Source organism: Shewanella sp. DW31 (assembly GCF_015767295.1).
GTDB lineage: Bacteria > Pseudomonadota > Gammaproteobacteria > Enterobacterales > Shewanellaceae > Shewanella > Shewanella oncorhynchi.
Window position 1 is genome coordinate 1 of the sequence record NZ_JADWMP020000016.1, and the last position, 20874, is coordinate 20874.

Genomic DNA, 20874 nt, shown 5'->3' on the forward strand with positions numbered 1-20874 from the left:
AGAAGTGAAACGCAAACGCGCCGATGGTAGTGTGGGGTCTCCCCATGTGAGAGTAGGTCATCGCCAAGCGCCTAATTATCTCATTGAGATGTAACCAAGCCAGCTGAATAAGCTGGCTTTTTTGCGTCTGTAATTTGTGAAATCCAGCCTAGTTTCTATTTAATTAGTCAGTTTTCCTCCTATTTTTCTCTCCTTAACACTCTCTTTCACTCTTCATGACATCAATAATAAGTAATGGTTGTCGATTATTTGTTCGATTATTTTGTCAATGCTCCGATTTTGCTACAGCGATCTTAGTTCTCGATCGAGCCTAGCTATTGCTATTAGTTAAGCGGTTACTTACCTTATGTTTTAATTTATTGGGGTAGATAAGGATCTGAGATGAAGTTAGAGATGATTTGCACTGGGGAAGAGGTGTTGGCGGGACAGATTGTTGATACCAACGCCGCTTGGTTTGCCAGTACTATGATGGAGCATGGTGTCGAGATCCAGCGTCGAGTAACCGTAGGTGATCGCCTCGAGGATTTGATTGCAGTTTTCCAAGAACGTAGCTTACATGCCGATGTGATTCTCGTTAATGGTGGTCTCGGGCCGACGAGTGATGATATGTCTGCTTTAGCGATGGCGAAGGCGAAGGGCGAACCATTGGTTGAGAATGCGGAGTGGCGTGAGCGTTTAGAGGAGTGGTTTACCCGTAATAACCGTGAAATGCCTTTAAGTAATCTCAAGCAAGCTATGCTGCCAGCGTCAGCTGTGATGATTGATAACCCAGTGGGAACCGCTTGTGGTTTTAGAGTTAAACTTAATCGCGCTTGGTTATTCTTTACGCCTGGTGTGCCTTTTGAGCTGAAGCACATGGTTACAGAGCAGTTTGTGCCCTTTATTCGCGAAGAGTTTAACCTTGATGCTAAGGTCGCCTTAAAGAAACTATTGACCATAGGCCAAGGTGAGTCCGCTTTGGCGGATAAGTTAGAGCCATTAGAGCTGCCAGAAGGCATTACTATTGGTTACCGTTCTTCTATGCCGCATATTGAGATTAAGATTTTTGCCCGTGGCGAGAAGGCGATAGCGGTATTACCTCGAGTCGCTGGGCACATCAAAATGGTGCTGGGCACTGCGGTAGTCGCGGAAGACAAAGCCACTCTTGCCGAAGAAATTCATTATAAGTTACTCAACTCCGGCTTGACCTTAAGCGTTGCCGAGTCTTGCACTGGCGGCATGATCACCAGTCAGTTAGTTGATTTCCCTGGTAGTTCATCTTACTTACAGCACGGATTAGTGACTTACAGTAATGAATCTAAAGTTCGCGTGTTAGGTGTTAATCCTTCAACCTTAGATGATCATGGCGCTGTCTCCATTGCGACTGTGGAAGAAATGGCAAAGGGGGCAAGGCAAATATTGGATAGTGACTATGCGCTGGCAACCAGTGGTATTGCGGGACCCGATGGTGGCACAGACGACAAGCCTGTGGGCACTGTGGCGATTGCCTTAGCGACTCGCGGTGGTGTTTATAGCCAGATGATTAAACTGCCACGACGTTCGCGGGATCTGGTGCGCAGTTTAAGTGCTGCTGTGGCTTACGATATGCTAAGACGTGAGCTTTTAGCTGAAGCCGTGATTGTCGATTATCAGTCTATTGGGCGATTCAGCAAGTAACTTTTTATACAAGCTTGAAGATTATACAAGCTTAAAGATTTATTGGTTTACGCCTGTTTAAACGTATTAACAAAAAATGCTCCCGAGGGAGCATTTTTTATGGTGGATGATCCACAAAAAAATCAGTTATTTAGTGAACTTAAGCACTAATTTGCCTGGGGCAACTTGAATGCTTTCAGTCATTTTTGCCATCAGTGCTTGGTTACTGTCCTTGGTATCCAGTACATACACAGGCTGGTTTTCTAAGAATTGTCTTAGATAACCCATCACCTGCGGTGTGGCACTGCTGATCGCCTTTTCAATATCTTTTGGTGTTGACTCTACTTTGACTAATTCGAGCTGGCGCAGATAGACACTGTGCGTTGCGCTGTCATACCAAGGCTTGGCTTCGAAAGTCGTCGTGAGTTTGGCACTCAATGGAAAGATCGGATTCTTAATTGATACTTGAGTTGCGGCACTTACGCTCATAGTGTCAGGTTTTGCACCTAGCTTGACACTGATGTCGTTAATGCGTACTTCTGCGCCAACTAATTGATTGCCTTGTTTAATCTCAAAATGGATCTCTTTACTGAGGTACTGCTCCATTTCGTGCTCGCTGATACTGTACTGCGAGACGCAGCCGCCAAGCAGTACAGTTACTCCCAAGCAAATCGTGTGGGAAAGTTTTTTCATTAACCAGTGTTTCTCATACCCGCGGCCACACCTGCAATAGTCAGCATTAGCGCTAATTGCACATGTTCAGACGCAGGAGTTTCGGTTGTTTCCTTACGTGTCCGCGCTAATAGCTCGGTTTGTAAGAAGTTTAATGGATCGATATACGGATTTCGCAGTTTAACTGATTCGCGATTCCACGGTGTATGCGCCATTAAACTATCCGATTTTGTCAGCTCAAGCACGACTTTAATGCCCAGATCTAAGCGTTGGCGCAAGGTTTCGCCTAAGTGATGTAAGTCCTTAGGTACTAAACAGGTTTCGTAGTAGCGGGCCAAATTAGGTTCCGCCTTGGCGTAGACCATTTCTAGCATTGAAATGCGAGTGCTGAAGAAAGGCCATTCCCGTTCCATCTCTTGCAGTAAGCCCATTTCACCGCGTTCACAGGCGGCTTGAAGTGCTTCACCGGCGCCAAGCCATGCAGGTAACATCAAGCGGTTTTGCGACCAAGCAAAAATCCACGGAATTGCCCGTAGGCTTTCAATCCCGCCATCGACACGACGTTTAGCTGGGCGGCTGCCGAGTGGCAGTTTTCCTAATTCCACTTCTGGCGTTGCCGCGCGGAAATAAGCCACAAAATCAGGTTCATCACGCACTATGCCACGGTATGCACCCACTGATTCTTCAGCGATACGTTGCATGCAATTGCGCCATTCTTGTTTAGGCTCTGGCGGTGGTAGTAGGGTTGCTTCCAATACGGCCGAGGTATACAGGGCCAAGCTTTGAACCGCGAGTTTTGGCAAGCCAAACTTGAAGCGGATCATTTCGCCCTGCTCAGTGACACGAATGCGGCCATCTACCGAACCTGGTGGTTGCGATAGGATTGCTTTGTGTGCAGGACCACCCCCGCGACCAATGCTGCCACCACGGCCATGGAATAGCGTAAGCTTGACGCCTGCTTGTTTACAGACCGCCACTAACTGCTCTTGGGCGTAATACTGAGCCCAAGCCGCCGCCATGACACCGGCATCTTTAGCAGAGTCAGAGTAACCAATCATGACTTCTTGCATGCCTTTGGTGTAACCACGATACCAGTCGATATCGAGCAAATCGGTAATACAGGCCGCGGCGTTGTTTAAGTCACTTAAGGTTTCAAACAGCGGTACCACACGCATTGGGTGCGAACAGCCCGTTTCTTTGAGTAACAGTAAAACCGTTAAGACATCCGATGGTTTACCTGCCATCGAAATCACATAGGATCCGAGTGCTTTTGCCGGATGTTTAGCAATCAAACGACAGGTATTAAGCACTTCGGCCACATCGGCCGAGGGTTGCCAGTTACTTGGGATCAGTGGACGACGGTTGCTGAGTTCGCGTAATAAGAAGGCTTGCTTCTCAGTCTCGTCCCAATGGTTGAAATCACCCATGCCGAGATAGCGAGTTAACTCGGCGAGCACATCGCTGTGACGGCTGGCGTCTTGGCGAATGTCGAGCCTGAGCATATGAATGCCAAAGCAGGCGAGACGGCGGAGAATGTCGAGCAATAAACCGTTGGCGATTAAGCGCATACCGCAGTCGGTTAAACTCTTATAGAGCATTTCTAGCGGCGCTTTGAGATCACTTTCTTGCCAAATCAGGCTCGACTTATCGACTTCAGGATTGTGGCCTTCGATACGAGCATTCAAATAATCTATGGTGTCACGCAGTCTTTGACGAATAGATCGCAGCACGTGGCGGTAAGGTTCGCAGCTGTTATTGGTATAAGCCTTTAACTCATCATTGGCTTCTTCCATCGACAGTTCACCGACCAGCAGCACGATATCTTTTAAGAATAATCTGGCGGCGGCATGGCGGTTACGATCGAGCACCTCTTGGGTGACTTTTGCGGTAACAAACGGGTTGCCATCGCGATCGCCGCCCATCCAGCTTGAAAAGCGCACTGGCGCGATATCAATCGGTAATTGCTGCCCTGTGCGTTGCTGCACTCGATCGTTAAGTTGTCTTAAGAAGTCAGGCACCGCATGCCAGAGTGACTCTTCAATGGTGGATAATCCCCAGCGGGCTTCATCCACTGGGGTGGGGCGCTCGCGGCGGATCTCATTGGTGTGCCATATTTGTGCGATTAATTGGCGTAGGCGCAGATTGATCTGTTGACGTTCTCTATCCGACAGTTGGTCGTTTTCTTGCTCTGTTAAGCAGTCGACAATGGCGGCGTATTTTTGGATCAGGGTACGACGGGAAATTTCAGTGGGGTGCGCTGTTAGCACCAGATCGATATCCAGTGTTTTTAGACAGTCGAGCATTTTAGCTTGGTCGACACGACCATTGAGCATGCGGCCTAGGAGTTGTTCCACTGGGTCTGGTACGCAGACAAGTTCGTCGCAATTACGACTGATAGTATGAAATTGCTCGGATAAGTTAGCTAAGTTAAGAAATTGGTTAAAAGCTTTTGCAAAAGGGACTAATTCTTCGTCTGGCAAAGCTGTCAGTAACTCGAGCATTTGCTCTCTGGCGGCTTGATCGCCTCGGCGTGAGTCTTTGGCAAGCTTACGGATCTGTTCAACCTTCTCAAGAAAAGAGTCCCCAAGATGGGTACGCATAGTATCGCCAAGGATTTGGCCTAACATACTCACGTTCGATCTTAATGACGCATACATATCTGTCATATTGTCTGCCATGGTTACTGACATAGTTACTCCGAATAGAAAAACATGAAAATTCGCTTTGTATATACCCAAACAACCTGAAGATGCAGGATTCAGCGGGAGTTTAACGCACTTTAGGCAAGGCAGTTATTTGCAGGCCTAGCGGGCTAAGTTAAAAATAACCAACGCAGCATAAAGTGCGTTAAAACCCGCCGGGACGGAGCACCTAGGGCACTCCACTTCCGTGTTGCATCAATTTAAAAGGTGGCCGACATTCTTTCATTGATGCGCCTTGAATTGAAGCACCCTAGGCGCTCTGAAACTCGTATCTTCAGGTAGCTTGGGTATATAGCCCGTTAGCACAATACCTATCACTTGGGGCTATGGTCAACAGCAGAACTTATAACTTATACGACTGGCTTATCCGATATGCAACCAATCACGGTATTTGATGAAGAATATTCAATAGAAATGCGAAGTCACGCAATATTTTTTGATGATTAGTGCAAGTGAATATGAAGTGCATCATTTTATGCTTTGCAGACATGTATCTTAGCTGTTAATGAAAAGGACTGATTTTGACTCATGTTGACCCTGGATAACTGTGTTATTAACGAGTTAGCTGAATGGGAGGCGTGTCTTCGATATTCCAGTTTGAGCTTAAAATATGAAAATAAATTAAAAATATATATTCACATATATTGCATAATTAGATCTTTGTGGTAGTCTAGCCATCAGTTGAGATGAGTCACCCCCTGTGACCTGTAGAGTGAATATCATGATGTACAGTATTAGCCTGACAGTGAATAAAATAACAACCTATTACGATTTCCTGCGACGATAGTCTTGTCATCATAGATATGCGCGGTTGCGTGTAAGCTATTCATCTACTCTTTAAGTTTCTTTGATTCGGTTAATAAGACAAAAAACATGAAAAATATCGCCATTATTGGTGCCAGTGGTTACACAGGCGCGCAACTGACCGCTTTAATCCATGCAGAAGCAGAACTGACGATTCAAGGGTTGTATGTTTCTGAAAACAGTTTAGATAAAGGTAAGCCTTTAGCGGATTTGTATCCTAGCTATAGCCATATCGCATTAACGCTGTCGCCATTGTCCGAAGACGCTAAGGCAAAAATCGTTGCCGAAGCCGATGCCGTGGTATTAGCGACTGAGCATTCAGTGAGCTTACATTTAGCCGCTTGGTTTTATAGCCAAGGGTTAGCGGTATTCGATTTAAGCGGTGCTTATCGTTTTAGCGATGTGGCGCAATATCCTAAGTGGTATGGCTTTGAGCATGAATATCCTGAAGTTTTAGCTAAAGCCGTGTACGGACTTGCCGAATGGAATGCTAAAGAAATTGCGGCAACTAAGATGATTGCAGTGCCAGGTTGTTATCCAACCGCATCACTTACAGCGTTAAAACCGCTGGCGAGTTTACTGACATCGGCTTATCCGGTGATCAATGCCGTGAGCGGCGTAACGGGTGCGGGGCGCAAAGCGCAGTTACACACCAGTTTTTGTGAAGTGAGCCTGACACCTTACGGCGTATTAGGCCACAGACATCAACCCGAGATCGCCACTCAGCTTGGTCAAGAAGTGATATTTACCCCGCACCTTGGCAACTTTAAGCGTGGCATTTTAGCGACTATTACCGTGCAGCTAAAACCAGGCACTACGACTGCCGATGTGGCAGCGGCCTATAGCGTGTATGACAAGGCGCCATTGGTCACCGTGAAGCACAATCAGTTCCCGAAAGTGGATGACGTGGTGCTGACACCTAACTGCCATTTAGGGTGGAAGTTTGATGAGAATAGCGGTTACTTAGTGGTAGCCAGTGCCATCGATAACTTGATGAAAGGTGCTGCCAGCCAAGCGCTGCAATGCATAAAGATTCATTTTAACCTTTAATTTTTCATCCTTATTTAAGAGAGTCGTCAAGATGTCTACAAACAACTCAGTATTAGTGCTTAAAGTGGGCGGCGCGCTGCTGCAATGTGAAATGGGGATGGCGCGATTGATGGATACGGCTGCGGCTATGTTAGCCAATGGTCAGCAAGTGTTGATGGTACATGGCGGCGGCTGTCTGGTGGATGAGCAGTTAGCGGCTAATGGTATGGAGACCGTCAAGTTAGAAGGTTTACGTGTGACTCCGCCAGAGCAAATGCCGATTATTGCCGGCGCACTTGCGGGCACTTCGAACAAAATCCTTCAAGGCGCAGCGACTAAGGCTGGCATTGTGAGTGTGGGCATGAGCCTTGCCGATGGCAATACTGTTTCGGCTAAGATTAAAGATGAGCGTTTAGGCTTAGTGGGCGAAGTCACACCAAACGATGGCACTTATCTTAAGTTTATCCTCGCCCAAGGTTGGATGCCGATTTGTAGCTCCATCGCCATGATGGACGATGGACAAATGCTTAATGTCAATGCAGACCAAGCGGCAACGGCATTAGCCAAATTAGTGGGCGGCAAGTTAGTGCTACTGTCGGATGTTTCTGGGGTGCTCGATGGTAAAGGCCAGCTCATCCACAGTTTAAATGGCAAGCAGATAGCAGACCTTGTTAAGCAAGGTGTGATCGAAAAAGGAATGAAGGTCAAAGTTGAAGCTGCGCTCGAAGTCGCACAGTGGATGGGGCAGGCGGTACAAGTTGCCTCGTGGCGTGATGCAAGCCAATTAATCGCATTAGCAAAAGGTGAAGCCGTAGGAACACAAATCCAACCATAAGTGGAGTAGGTTATGAAGCATTTACTATCGATAAAAGACTTAACCCAGCAGCAGTTACAGGATCTAATTGCCTTGGCAAAAACGATTAAAGCCAATCCGGCTGAGTATCGTCATGCGCTGGATGGCAAGAGTGTGGTGATGTTATTTGAAAAGCCCTCACTCAGAACACGCGTTAGCTTTGATATCGGTATTAATAAGCTCGGTGGCCACTGTTTATACCTAGACCAGCAAAATGGTGAACTGGGAAAACGGGAATCGGTTGCTGACTTTGCTTCTAACCTGTCCTGTTGGGCCGACGCAATTGTGGCGAGAACCTATTCACACACCACTATCGAACAATTAGCCGAGTTCGGCTCAGTGCCCGTGATCAATGCGCTGTCGGATCTTTATCATCCTTGCCAAGCCTTAGCTGACTTTTTAACTCTGGCAGAGCAGTTTGAGGATGTCAGTAAAGCTAAATTAGCTTATGTTGGTGATGGTAATAATGTCACTAACTCGCTGATGTACTGTGCGGCTATTCTCGGTGCCACCATGACAGTGATCTGCCCTGCGGGTCACTTTCCTGATGGCTACGTAGTGGCAGAAGTGCAAGAGCTCGCCAAACGATATGGCGGCAAGATAGTGCTGACTTCAGATATCGATGCGATTGAAGGTCACGACGCTATTTATACTGATACTTGGATTTCAATGGGCGATCCAACGCCTTTGTCGGATATCAAAGCGAAGTTTGCACCATACCAAGTAAACAAAGCTTTGATGGCGAAAGCGGGCGCTAACTTCTTTATGCATTGTTTGCCTGCCCACCGTGGTGTAGAAGTAACAGATGAAGTGATGGACGGTGCAGGCTCCTTAATTCTGCAACAAGCCGAAAATCGGATGCATGCCCAAAATGCGGTACTGGTAACCTTATTTAGTTAAATTAACCCTGTTTAGCAGCCTGTTTTCTCCTTGAGAGAAACGAGTCATAGGAATTTAAGATGTCTATCGAGATAAAAAATACTGGCGTGAAAAAAGTGGTTTTAGCCTATTCAGGTGGTCTAGATACCTCGGCCATTATTCCTTGGTTAAAAGAAAACTACGATAACTGTGAAATCATCGCATTCTGCGCCGACGTTGGCCAAGGCGAAGAAGAGCTGGTTGGCTTGACTGAAAAAGCCTTAGCTTCAGGTGCTTCTGAATGTCATATCGTCGATCTAAAAGAAGAATTCGTTAAAGACTATATCTACCCAACGATTGCGAGCGGTGCGATTTACGAAGGCACTTATTTACTCGGTACGTCAATGGCGCGTCCTATTATTGCCAAAGCGCAGGTTGAAGTGGCTCGTAAAGTGGGCGCCGATGCTCTGTGTCACGGTTGTACCGGTAAAGGGAACGATCAAGTGCGTTTCGAAGGTTGCTTCGCTGCATTAGCGCCTGATTTAAAAGTGATTGCACCATGGCGTGAATGGACTATGCAGAGCCGTGAAGATCTGCTGGCCTATTTAGCTGAACGTGACATCAAGACGTCAGCGTCAGCGACTAAAATCTATAGCCGTGATGCCAACGCTTTCCATATTTCCCATGAAGGTGGTGAGTTAGAAGATCCATGGAACGAGCCAAGCAAAGGCGTATGGACACTGACTGCTGATCCTGAAGATGCACCGAACAAGCCTGAATATGTGTCGCTAGAAGTAGAACATGGCCGTATCACTAAAGTGAATGGTGAAGCCCTAACGCCTTATGCTGCACTGATGACATTAAACGCCATTGCTGCGCCACACGGTGTGGGTCGTATCGACATTACCGAAAACCGTTTAGTCGGCATGAAGTCCCGTGGCTGTTACGAAACACCCGGCGGCACTGTGATGTTCGCAGCACTACGTGCGATTGAAGAACTTGTACTCGACAAAACCAGCCGTAACTGGCGTGAGCAAGTTGCCGCACAAATGGCGCATTTAGTGTATGACGGCCGTTGGTTCACGCCACTGTGCAAGTCACTGTTGGCAGCATCTGAGTCATTGGCTGAGTCAGTGAACGGTGAAGTCGTGGTTAAACTCTACAAAGGCCAAGCGACGGCGGTGAAGAAGCGTTCACCTAACAGCTTGTACTCTGAAGCGTTTGCCACCTTCGGTGAAGATCAAGTGTACGATCAAAAACATGCCGAAGGCTTTATCCGCCTGTACTCATTGGCGAGCCGCATCCGCGCACTCAACGCTAACGATGTAAAGTCTAAGTAATAGGTCGTTTCAAAGGGCGCCTAGCGCCCTTTTTTGTTTTTAGGTTTTGATTTAGTTTTTGATTCAGATGAGTCGATTTCAAATAAGCAGTGAGTAAGGGGAGTTAGCATGGCTTTATGGGGTGGAAGATTTCAGGGCGAAACGAGCGCGCTATTCAAATTATTCAACGATTCGTTGCCTGTGGATTATCGCTTGTTCGAACAGGATGTAGTCGGCTCCATTGCTTGGGCGGATGCGATTGCCAGCGTGGGAATTATCTCGGCAACTGAATGCCGCGACTTGAAAAAAGCGCTTAATGACTTGCTGGTGGAAGTGCAGGGCGATCCGGTGATTATTCTCGCCTCGGGCGCCGAAGATATTCACAGTTTCGTCGAGTCGGCTTTGATTGCCAAAGTGGGCGATCTCGGTAAGAAATTGCACACTGGTCGTAGCCGTAACGATCAAGTTGCCACCGATTTAAAGCTTTGGTGTCAATCCGAAGGCAAAGCATTACTCGCGCGTCTTCAATGCTTACATGCTGAATTACTGGCGTTGGCTGAGCGTGAATTTGATGCGGTAATGCCAGGCTATACTCACTTGCAGCGCGCGCAACCTGTGACATTTGGCCACTGGTGTTTAGCGTATGTGGAAATGACTGAGCGGGATATCAGCCGTTTAGCCGATGCGTTAACCCGCGCTAATACCTGTCCTTTAGGTTCTGGAGCATTAGCAGGCACAGCTTATAAGATGGATCGACATGCTCTGGCCGCGGCGCTGAATTTTGCCTCGCCAACGCTGAATAGCTTAGATAGCGTATCAGACAGAGATCACGTGGTAGAGCTTTGTTCAACCGCATCGATCAGCATGATGCACTTAAGCCGTATGGCTGAAGATTTGATTTTCTTTAACTCAGGTGAAGCGAACTTTATTTCCCTGAGTGATGAAGTAACTTCGGGTTCATCCCTGATGCCACAGAAGAAAAATCCAGACGCATTAGAGCTTATCCGTGGCAAAACTGGCCGGGTTTATGGCAGCTTAGTGGGCATTCTCACTACGATGAAAGCACTGCCTTTGGCGTACAACAAAGATATGCAGGAAGATAAAGAAGGCCTGTTTGACGTGGTCGATAGCTGGGCAATTTGCCTCGATATGGCGGCGTTAGTGTTATCGGGTCTGAAAGTTAATCGTCCTAATGCGCTGTTAGCTGCGCAGCAAGGTTATGCAAATTCAACTGAGCTTGCGGATTATCTCGTGTCTAAAGGTATGCCTTTCCGTGAGGCGCACCATGTTGTGGGTGAAGTCGTGGTTGCTGCGATAGCGAAGCAAATTCCGCTGGAGGAATTCTCTTTGGCCGAATTAAAAACTTTTGCCGCTATCATTGAAGATGATGTCTATCCAAATCTGACTATTGAAGCTTGTTTAGCGAAACGTGACGTGCTCGGTGGTACTGCATTGCCACGAATTCAGAAGGCGATTGCGGCCAAGAAAGTACGTTAGCGAGTTATTCAAATCCACAATTCAAGCCAATAAAAAACGCGACATTAGGTCGCGTTTTTTATTGGGCCACAATTAGTGGTAATGACTTTTTAGCATTTGTTTATTGGAATAAGTCGTCAGTTGGCGCATCGATGAAGAGGTTATTTTCATCCTGAGTTTCGCTGATGTATTCCTTCGGCTCTGTACCTGAAATAAAGTACTCGAACGCACTGGTATAGTCGGTTTTACGGGTAAGTTTACCCGTCGCTAAATCGATGCGTACCGAAACTATGCCTTCTGGCGGAATCGAGGTTGTCTCAGGTGTGCCTTGTAAGACACTGTTCATAAACTCGTTCCAGCCCGGACCTGCTGTTTTCGCACCCGCTTCGGCGCCAGTTATCTGATCTTTTTCGCCGTTTGCATTCCATGCGGTTCTGCCCAGTTGGCGACCGTGATCGTCGAAACCGACCCAGAACGTACTGGTGATGACTGGGCTAAAACCACTGAACCAAGTGTCGCGCGATTCGTTGGTAGTACCCGTTTTACCTGCAATATCATGGCGCTTAATCAATTTTGCTGCGCGCCAAGCCGTACCTTGCCAACCCGTGCCTTTACTCCAATCGCCCCCACCCCAGATCACGCTCTTCAGTGCTTCGGTAATGAGGAATGCCGTTTGCTCTGAAATAATTTGCGGAGCGTAGCGACCGGTTTGATTGAAACACTGGGCAACGGGGGCACTAGGCTCAGCACCAGAGTCTCCACTTACGCTGAACGCTATAGAGTCGCTCGGTGTAACTGGTTGGCTAGGCTTACAGGCCAATGTAGGGTTCGCTTTTTCGATAACATTGCCGTAAGCATCTTCTACGCGATCAATATAGAAAGGTTCGAGTAAGAAACCGCCGTTAGCAAATACGTTAAATGCAGTAACTACTTGCAATGGCGTGACGGAAGACGAACCTAATGCAATCGATTCGTTGCGAGGTAAGTCGTTAGGATCAAAACCAAATTCAACGAGTTGAGCAATGGTTTCGTCGAGTCCGACATGTCGCATTGCACGCACAGACATAACGTTAATAGATTGCGCTAAACCCACACGTAAACGAGTGGGGCCGCCATAGATATCGGGTGAGTTTTTAGGGCGCCATGCAGTGCCTTGGCTGATATCGGGTTTATTAATTGGCGCATTGTCTATGAGGGTCGCTAAGGTAAAGCCTTTCTCTAATGCTGCGGCATAGATGAAAGGTTTAATATTCGAACCTAATTGACGTTTCGCTTGAGTCACTCGGTTGTATTGGCTTTGGCTAAAGCTATAACCACCAACTAAAGTGCGAATAGCACCATTTTTGGGGTCGAGTGATACTGTTGCGCTGGCGACTTCTGGTACTTGCGATAGTTGCAAATATTGGCCGTTATCACGGATCCAAATACGCTCGCCGACCTTGAGTATGTCAGAAGCTGATTTCGGTACACTGCCTTGACGCTTATCAGTAATAAATTTACGTGCCCACTTCAATCCATCCCAAGTAATGACTTTAGTTTCGCCTTTGGCGGTCATTATGCTGGCTTGCTGATCTGCAATGCTGATGACTGCGGCGGGTTGCAATTCTTGTACTGAAGCAATCTTGGCTAGTTCAGTTTTGATTTGAGCAGGTTCAGGTTTTTCGTCCGTCCACAACACGGCAGCAGGACCGCGGTAGCCATGGCGTTCATCATAGGCATAGACGTTATTACGCAGTGCCTGTTGAGCTTTAAGTTGTAGATCCGATGAGATAGTCGTATAGACGTTGTAGCCATTGGTATAGGCTTCTTCTTCACCGTACTTCTGTACCATGTAATCCCGAGCCATTTCAGAAATATAAGGGGCATAGAGATCAATTTCAGCGCCATGATATCTGGCCACCAATGGCTCTTGTAGTGCCGCTTGGTATTCGGTTTGGCTGATGTAGCCGACTTCATTCATCCGCATGAGGACGACATTACGGCGAGCTAATGCACGCGAAGGTGACGTGATTGGATTGAGTGTAGAGGGCGCCTTGGGTAGGCCTGCAATAACGGCCAGTTCAGATAAGCTGAGTTCCTGCACGTTTTTACCGAAATACACTTGCGCAGCAGCCCCAACCCCGTAGGCCCGTTGGCCTAAGTAAATGCGGTTTACGTAGAGCTCTAAAATTTCATCTTTGGTGAGCAACTCTTCAATATGATAGGAGATAAAAATCTCCTTCACTTTACGAATAATAGTCTTATCGCGGGTTAAGAAGAAGTTACGTGCGACCTGCATGGTAATCGTACTCGCACCTTGCTTTTTCTCACCAGTGGTCAACATTACTAATGCGGCGCGAAGCACGCCAACAGGGTCTATACCACCATGTTCATAAAAGCGGGCATCTTCGGTTGCGATAAACGCCTGTAGCAGAGGTTTTGGCACTTCGTCTAACGTTAGTGGAATGCGACGTTTCTCACCGAATTGAGAAATAAGTTTGCCGTCACTACTGTAAATACGTAAAGGTGTTTGAAGTTGCACATTTTTTAGTGTTGAAACATCCGGTAAATCCGGCAAAACATAAAAGTATGCTGCCACAATGGCGCCTACGCCCAAAAGGGCTAGACTGAATAGTGCTATAACAATACGTTTTAACCACTTCACCAAAATTTATCCTAATGTTCTGTTAAGTGCGACAGTATATAAGGCGCACACGTCTTGGTGAAGTAAAAACGTGAGACTCACAAAATAGCATTTGTAAAATGATGAAACATTCGATACAAGTAAGTATAACAAGTTGATTTTGTGCTAATCTCTTTTACTGAAATATAAATAAAAAAGTGACAATGGATATGCTTTCAAATTTATGGAAGCGTCAGGCTCCGCAGATGGTGGGAATCGATATCGGTTCCCATGAAGTTAAGGCCATTTTGTTGAGTAAGACTGCTGACGGATACAAAATATTGAGTCATGCCGCGGTACCCATTAAGAAGGGGGCCGTTAACGATCATGATATTCGTGATGCTGATGCCGTTGTTGAATGCCTTAAGCAAATAAAACGTAGCCTGCCTAAATCCGTTAAATATGCCGCTGTTTCTGTTTCGGGTTCTGCTGTGATGACGAAAGTGATCTACATGGATGCCTCCCTTAGTGAGGAAGAAATGGAGGCACAGATAGAAATTGAAGCCGATAATCTTATTCCGTATTCACTCGATGAAGTTAGCATAGATTTTGAAACGCTAAACGTAAACAGTACCGATCCTACTAAAGTTGATGTGCTGTTGAGCGCATGCCGCACTGACAATATTGATGTCAGAGTCGATGCGCTGGATAGCGTGGAACTTGAGGCTAAAGTGGTGGATGTTGAAGGTTACGCTTTAGGTCGAGCTGCCGAGTTAATTCTGGCTCAGCTTCCAGAAGGAGCGAAACATAAAGCCGTCGCTATGGTTGATATCGGCGCGAATATGACGACTTTCTCTGTGGTTGAGTCGGGTGAGACGACTTTTATTCGTGAGCAAGCTTTCGGTGGTGAGCAATTTACTCAGTCAATATTATCCTTCTATGGCATGTCTTATGATCAAGCTGAGAAAGCAAAGATTGAAGGCGACTTACCACGAAATTATATGTTTGAAGTTTTGTCACCTTTTCAAACTCAGCTATTACAACAAATAAAACGTACGTTGCAGATTTATTGCACTTCCAGCGGTAAAGATAAAGTCGACTACCTCGTATTATGCGGTGGGACATCTAAATTAGAAGGTATGGCTAATTTACTGACGAATGAATTGGGTGTTCACACTATTATCGCCGATCCTTTTCAAGGGTGTTTGCATGCCGATGAGTCTGTTAAAAGTGCGCTGCAACCTACAATCAGCAAATATATGGTTGCTTGTGGCTTAGCATTGAGGAGTTACGGTCAATGGCGAACATAAACCTACTCCCTTGGCGAGAAGAGGCGAGAGAAAAACAAAAGCGCGACTATATTGGTATTTTAGCGGCAGTATTTTTAGCGTCGGCGATTTTAGTCTATGTCGCAGTATCTTTATTAGATGTTATGACAGATGAGCAAAAAGCACGTAACGCTTATTTGCAATCGGAAATCAGTCTGCTTGAAACACAAATTTCTGAGATCAAGAAAATTACAGAACGTAAGAAAGACATTGAGCGGCGTACAGAAATTATTCTTAATCTACAGCAATCCCGTAATTTGCCTACTCACGTGTTAGATGAGCTTGTTCGAATTGTACCTCCAGGAATATATCTGTCTAGTCTAGAGAAAAAGGGCAGTTTGTTGCTGATTGAAGGGCGAAGTGAATCGAACAATAACGTCGCCAACATGATGCGAAAAGTGAAAACATCCGAATGGTTAACCGATCCTAATATGCAATCGATCGTGACCCAAAATGAAGAGTTACGGCAACTACAGCGTTTTAGTTTGAGAGTCACTATTAAAGGCGCGAGTGTAGATGAGCCTGAGAAAATGACAAAAGGAGCGAGTAAATGAAACTCGATCTAAGTCAATTTAATGATATCGACTTTGAAAATATTGGTGGTTGGCCAAATCAAGTTAAAACTTTTTTCGCGATCCTTTTAGCACTCTGTGTTTTTGCTGCGGGATATTTTTTGGTCGTCTCCGATTCAGTAGATATTTATACCGCAGAGCAAGATAAAGAAGTGCAGCTCAGAGATGATTTCAAGAATAAGTATCAACTTGCGGCAAATTTAAAACTCTACCGAGAGCAGCTAGCGACGATGGAAGTACAGTTTGCAGAGTTACTGAAGATGCTGCCATCTGAAAATGAAATGCCAGGTTTGCTAGACGATTTAACTTTTGTGGCAACGGATGCAGGACTCAAAATTAATAGTTTGAATTGGGAGGCCGAAATCCAGCGGGATTTCTATATTGAGTTTCCAATTAAAATGTCTGTGACGGGAGATTACCATCAGCTAGGTAGTATGGTGAGTGGTGTCGCTAAGCTGCCGCGTATCGTTAGCCTCCATGATTTTACCATTAAGCGAGATGAAGCCGGCAACTTAGCAATGGATATCTTAGCCAAGACATATCGCTTTAAAGAAGGGGCTGAATTACCGCCTGAAAAACCTGCTAATAAGGGGAAGAAATAATGAAATTCTTACCTTTGTTAGCCTTGAGTCTTTTTTTAATGGGTTGTGTTGGCGATCGTAGTGATTTAGAGCTATTTGTTACTACAACCAAAGCGCAACACGTTGCTCATATCCCGCCCTTGAAAGAGCCGCCAAGATTTGAGCACTTTGCCTATCAAGCCGAGTTAATGCGTAGCCCTTTTGTACCACCTTCACGTGAGTTAACGGAAGAAGTTGTTGATACCAGCAAAGATTGTTTACAACCGGACTTAAAGCGTCGAAAAGGACGATTAGAAACTTATCCTTTAGATAATTTAAAAATGCGTGGCACCTTAAGTGAAGCCGATACAACTTGGGCGTTAGTTGAAACAAATGACGGCAGTGTTTATCGGATGGGCGTTGGTGAGTATTTAGGTCTGTTTAATGGACGCATTTCTAAAGTTACTTCACAAAATGTCGAAGTAGTAGAATTAATTCCAGATGGTTCAGGTTGTTGGTCCGAAAGGACGAGCAATTTAGAACTTTCTGGAGAATAACGAGCGAAGGATGAGGGAATAATGAAATCTTCTGCCGCGATAAAAGTCCCGTTAATTTCTTCAGGCTTAATCAAGTCTGTTATTGGGATCGCATTGGTATTTGGAATTTTGCCATCGAGTTATGCTGCAAACCGATTAATGGATGTTAAGTACCATGCCTTGGTTGACCATCAGTTAGAGCTAGAGTTGGTATTTGAAGAAGCGGTCACTCCGCCAGTTATTGACTCTAATGCCTCGCCTGCAGAGCTCGTATTAACCTTTGATAATAGTATTTCTGGTTTATCTAAGGATCGCTTACCCATTAATCAAGTCGGTGTAACTGACATGATGACTGAGCAGCAAGATACTCGTCTTAAAGTCACCTTAGGTATGTCCAAAGTGAAACCTTACCAAGGTTCAGTCATGGGCAACTCATATCGACTCACTATTAATGATGAGGTTGCAGGCGCTCAGACTCAGGCAGAAAATCCCTTCGTTAACAGCATTAAAAATATCGATTTTCGTCGTAATGAAAATGGTGGCGGTGAGTTATTAGTCTATTTGAATAACCGCTCGGTTGCCGTTAACGTTGAGCAAGTGGGTGCTAAACTCGAAGTTAAGTTATATAACACTGATATTAATAGTGATCTGCTTTATGTTATGGATGTGAAAGATTTTTCAACACCAGTAAAAAGCTTCGAGACATTTAAAGAAGATCTAACAACGCGCATTTTAGTTGATATTGCTGGGGAATATGAGTTCAGTTATAAGCAAGAGGATAATCTCTTTAGACTCTCTATGAATAAAGTTGAGAGAGTTGCCGCCAAGAAAGATGTTAAAAAATACAATGGCCGTACTTTGTCGCTTAACTTTCAAAATATCCCTGTACGTACTGTTTTGCAGATCATTGCTGACTATAACAATTTTAACTTAGTCACGAGTGATACTGTTGAAGGCAACATCACCTTGAGATTGGATGATGTGCCCTGGGACCAAGCATTAGATTTGATTCTACAAACCAAAGGCCTAGATAAACGTATCGAAGGCAACATCTTAATGGTGGCACCGAGCGAAGAGTTGGCTATTCGTGAAAGCCAAAATCTCAAAAATAGGCAAGAAGTTAAAGAGTTAGCACCTTTGTATTCTGAGTACTTGCAAATTAACTATGCCAAAGCGATCGACATTGCTGAGCTGCTGAAAAGCGCAGATTCTAGCTTACTATCGCCACGCGGCTCAGTCGCGGTCGATGAACGTACCAACACTGTACTTGTGAAAGATACGGCAGAAACGATTGAGAACATCCATCGTTTAGTCGAAGTACTCGATATCCCTATTCGTCAAGTACTGATCGAGTCACGTATGGTAACGGTTAAAGATGATGTCTCTGAAGACTTAGGCATACGTTGGGGCGTAACGGATCAGCAGGGCAGTAAGGGAACCTCAGGTACATTAGAAGGTGCTCAGAGTATTGCCAACGGCATCATTCCAACTCCTGACCAACGTTTGAACGTTAATTTGCCTGCGGCAGTGACCAATCCAACAAGTATCGCATTCCACGTTGCTAAGTTGGCAGATGGTACTATTCTTGATTTGGAATTGAGTGCGTTAGAGCAAGAAAATAAAGGTGAAATTATCGCCAGCCCTCGTATTACTACCTCTAACCAAAAGGCGGCTTATATTGAGCAGGGTGTGGAGATACCTTATGTGCAGTCGACTTCAAGCGGTGCAACCTCGGTCACTTTTAAGAAAGCCGTGTTGTCCCTACGAGTTACACCACAAATTACACCAGATAACCGCGTTATTTTAGATTTGGAAATCACCCAAGACTCTCAGGGCAAGACGGTTGACACACCAACGGGTCCCGCTGTCGCCATCGATACTCAACGTATTGGCACTCAAGTGCTCGTTGATAACGGTGAAACCATAGTCCTTGGTGGTATTTATCAGCAAAACTTGATCAGCCGTGTGAGTAAAGTCCCTATTCTCGGCGACATTCCCTTAGTCGGTTTCCTGTTTAGGAACACAACAGACAAAAATGAGCGTCAAGAGCTACTTATTTTCGTAACCCCAAAAATAGTCGGTGAGAAGATCTAAGCACTTGCTATGTATCGACTAAAGCCAGCAGTGATTGCTGGCTTTATTATTACTGGAATACAATTCTTTGCATAAATAGCGCACATGGCTTGCCATAGTAGACCCTAAGCTGAGATAATCCTCGGTCAAGTCTCATAAGAGCAAGGTAACATATAGGTCGGCTTGATGTTGAGTCGATATAGGCATACTTTTCAATAAGATTCAGACGTACAAGAAATGGCTGAAAAACGTAATATTTTTCTGGTAGGCCCTATGGGCGCAGGTAAAAGCACAATTGGTCGCCATCTGGCGCAAATGCTGCATTTAGAATTCCACGATTCGGATCAAGAGATTGAACAACGCACAGGCGCTGATATTGCTTGGGTGTTTGACGTCGAAGGTGAAGAAGGCTTCCGTCGTCGTGAAGCTCAGGTTATTGCTGATTTGTCTGAGAAACAAGGTATCGTCCTTGCCACCGGTGGTGGTTCAGTACAAAGCAAAGATATCCGTAATCATCTGTCTGCTCGTGGCATTGTGGTTTACCTGGAAACCACTATCGACAAACAGGTTGCTCGTACTCAAAGAGACAAGCGACGCCCATTATTGCAAGTGGATGATCCTCGAGAAGTGTTGGAGAATCTTGCAGAGATCCGTAATCCATTGTACGAAGAAATTGCCGATGTGATTGTCAAAACCGATGATCAAAGCGCAAAGATCGTCGCAAATCAGATCATTGAGCAATTAGGTTTTTAGGCAGAATTTATGAAGCAAATTCAGGTTGATTTAGGTGTACGTAGTTATCCCATTTACATTGGCCAGAATTTGATGAGTGATGGCGAGACCTTGTCTCGCTACCTGCTTAAAAAACGTATTCTTATCGTCACCAATGAAACTGTCGCGCCTTTGTATCTTAAACAGATACAAGAGACGATGGCTTCGTTTGGTGAGGTAGAGAGTGTTATCCTTCCTGATGGCGAACAATTCAAAGACTTAGCACATCTAGATACTATTTTTACTGCATTGCTGCAGCAAAACTATGGTCGAGATTCTGTGCTGGTGGCTTTGGGTGGTGGCGTGATTGGTGATATGACGGGCTTTGCCGCGGCATGTTATCAACGTGGGATCGATTTTATTCAAATTCCGACAACTTTATTGTCGCAGGTGGATTCTTCCGTCGGCGGTAAAACGGCTGTTAACCATCCTCTTGGTAAAAACATGATTGGGGCCTTTTATCAGCCACAAATCGTGCTTATCGATACTTTATGTTTACATACGCTTCCAGCGCGCGAGTTTGCGGCGGGAATGGCGGAAGTCATCAAGTATGGCATCATGTGGGATGCTGATTTTTTTCAATGGCTTGAAGATAATGTAACGGCGCTAAAAACCTTAGATACCGAAGCATTAGTTTATGCTATCTCTCGTTGCTGTGAGATTAAAGCCGATGTGGTTAGCCAAGATGAAACTGAGCAGGGCGTGCGTGCTTTGTTGAATCTGGGTCATACCTTTGGTCACGCGATTGAAGCAGAAATGGGCTACGGTAATTGGCTACATGGTGAAGCCGTGTCAGCTGGCACAGTCCTTGCTGCTAAAACAGCTAAGGCACTGGGGCTTATCGATGAGTCAATCGTTTGTCGTATCATACAGTTACTACAAGCTTTTGATCTTCCAGTGAGTGCGCCGGAATCTATGGATTTCGACAGTTTCATTCAACATATGCGACGCGATAAAAAAGTTTTAGGCGGTCAGATTCGACTGGTGCTCCCAACGGCAATAGGCCGCGCGGATGTGTTTAGTCAAGTCACAGAATCTACCCTTGAACAGGTTATTCGCTGCGCATAAAAACTGTGTGGTGGGC

The 20874-nt window shown here is 45.6% G+C and carries 16 protein-coding genes; 13 read left to right on the top strand and 3 right to left on the bottom strand.

The features are described 5' to 3' along the window. Positions 1-381 precede the first annotated feature (381 nt). Positions 382-1656, top strand: coding sequence for a CinA family nicotinamide mononucleotide deamidase-related protein (locus GWI56_RS13865; RefSeq protein WP_198573220.1), 1275 nt, complete (start codon positions 382-384; stop codon positions 1654-1656). A gap of 126 nt (positions 1657-1782) precedes the next feature. Here the strand turns inward: GWI56_RS13865 and GWI56_RS13870 are convergent, their stop codons facing one another. Both GWI56_RS13870 and ppc read right to left on the bottom strand, forming a co-directional pair. Then, the gene (locus GWI56_RS13870; RefSeq protein WP_198573221.1) at positions 1783-2328 is read right to left on the bottom strand and encodes a DUF1439 domain-containing protein; all 546 of its coding nucleotides are present in this window, start codon (positions 2326-2328) and stop codon (positions 1783-1785) included. Then, complete coding sequence (gene ppc, locus GWI56_RS13875; protein WP_105250546.1) at positions 2328-4997, bottom strand: phosphoenolpyruvate carboxylase; 2670 nt, start codon at positions 4995-4997, stop codon at positions 2328-2330. The genes GWI56_RS13870 and ppc overlap by 1 nt, the downstream gene beginning before the upstream one ends. A gap of 885 nt (positions 4998-5882) precedes the next feature. Between ppc and argC the strand changes: the two genes are divergently transcribed. The 5 genes from argC to argH all read left to right on the top strand — a co-directional run bounded on the left by argC (position 5883) and on the right by argH (position 11369). Then, complete coding sequence (gene argC, locus GWI56_RS13880; RefSeq protein ID WP_198573222.1) at positions 5883-6863, top strand: N-acetyl-gamma-glutamyl-phosphate reductase; 981 nt, start codon at positions 5883-5885, stop codon at positions 6861-6863. A 31-nt stretch (positions 6864-6894) separates the two neighbouring features. Next, positions 6895-7677 carry an acetylglutamate kinase gene (gene argB, locus GWI56_RS13885; protein WP_106649098.1) on the top strand — a complete coding sequence of 261 codons (783 nt, stop codon included), beginning with the start codon at positions 6895-6897 and terminating at the stop codon, positions 7675-7677. 12 nt (positions 7678-7689) lie between these two features. After that, complete coding sequence (locus GWI56_RS13890; RefSeq protein WP_105250543.1) at positions 7690-8595, top strand: ornithine carbamoyltransferase; 906 nt, start codon at positions 7690-7692, stop codon at positions 8593-8595. 59 nt (positions 8596-8654) lie between these two features. Then, complete coding sequence (locus GWI56_RS13895; RefSeq protein WP_173496126.1) at positions 8655-9893, top strand: argininosuccinate synthase; 1239 nt, start codon at positions 8655-8657, stop codon at positions 9891-9893. 108 nt (positions 9894-10001) lie between these two features. Beyond that, positions 10002-11369 carry an argininosuccinate lyase gene (gene argH / locus GWI56_RS13900; RefSeq protein WP_198573223.1) on the top strand — a complete coding sequence of 456 codons (1368 nt, stop codon included), beginning with the start codon at positions 10002-10004 and terminating at the stop codon, positions 11367-11369. A 100-nt stretch (positions 11370-11469) separates the two neighbouring features. On the opposite strand, the gene GWI56_RS13905 is transcribed toward argH, so the two are convergent. Continuing rightward, complete coding sequence (locus tag GWI56_RS13905; RefSeq protein WP_198573224.1) at positions 11470-13992, bottom strand: PBP1A family penicillin-binding protein; 2523 nt, start codon at positions 13990-13992, stop codon at positions 11470-11472. A 188-nt stretch (positions 13993-14180) separates the two neighbouring features. Between GWI56_RS13905 and GWI56_RS13910 the strand changes: the two genes are divergently transcribed. From GWI56_RS13910 to aroB, 7 genes are all read left to right on the top strand, one after another. Next, positions 14181-15260 carry a pilus assembly protein PilM gene (locus tag GWI56_RS13910; protein WP_105253014.1) on the top strand — a complete coding sequence of 360 codons (1080 nt, stop codon included), beginning with the start codon at positions 14181-14183 and terminating at the stop codon, positions 15258-15260. After that, positions 15248-15832 carry a PilN domain-containing protein gene (locus GWI56_RS13915; protein WP_105250539.1) on the top strand — a complete coding sequence of 195 codons (585 nt, stop codon included), beginning with the start codon at positions 15248-15250 and terminating at the stop codon, positions 15830-15832. Before GWI56_RS13910 ends, GWI56_RS13915 begins: the two co-directional genes overlap by 13 nt. Further along, positions 15829-16452, top strand: a complete 624-nt coding sequence (locus GWI56_RS13920; protein WP_173496129.1) for a type 4a pilus biogenesis protein PilO — start codon at positions 15829-15831, stop codon at positions 16450-16452. The genes GWI56_RS13915 and GWI56_RS13920 overlap by 4 nt, the downstream gene beginning before the upstream one ends. After that, positions 16452-16967: a pilus assembly protein PilP gene (locus GWI56_RS13925; protein WP_105250537.1), complete on the top strand. Its 516-nt coding sequence runs from the start codon at positions 16452-16454 to the stop codon at positions 16965-16967. The genes GWI56_RS13920 and GWI56_RS13925 overlap by 1 nt, the downstream gene beginning before the upstream one ends. Positions 16968-16988: 21 nt before the next feature. After that, positions 16989-19040 carry a type IV pilus secretin PilQ family protein gene (locus tag GWI56_RS13930; protein ID WP_113941458.1) on the top strand — a complete coding sequence of 684 codons (2052 nt, stop codon included), beginning with the start codon at positions 16989-16991 and terminating at the stop codon, positions 19038-19040. Positions 19041-19256: 216 nt separating this feature from the next. Further along, the gene (gene aroK, locus GWI56_RS13935; RefSeq protein WP_006083542.1) at positions 19257-19772 is read left to right on the top strand and encodes a shikimate kinase AroK; all 516 of its coding nucleotides are present in this window, start codon (positions 19257-19259) and stop codon (positions 19770-19772) included. A gap of 9 nt (positions 19773-19781) precedes the next feature. Next, positions 19782-20858 (top strand): 3-dehydroquinate synthase, encoded by a 1077-nt coding sequence (aroB, locus tag GWI56_RS13940; protein WP_198573225.1) that lies wholly within the window; start codon positions 19782-19784, stop codon positions 20856-20858. The last annotated feature ends 16 nt before the right edge of the window (positions 20859-20874 follow it).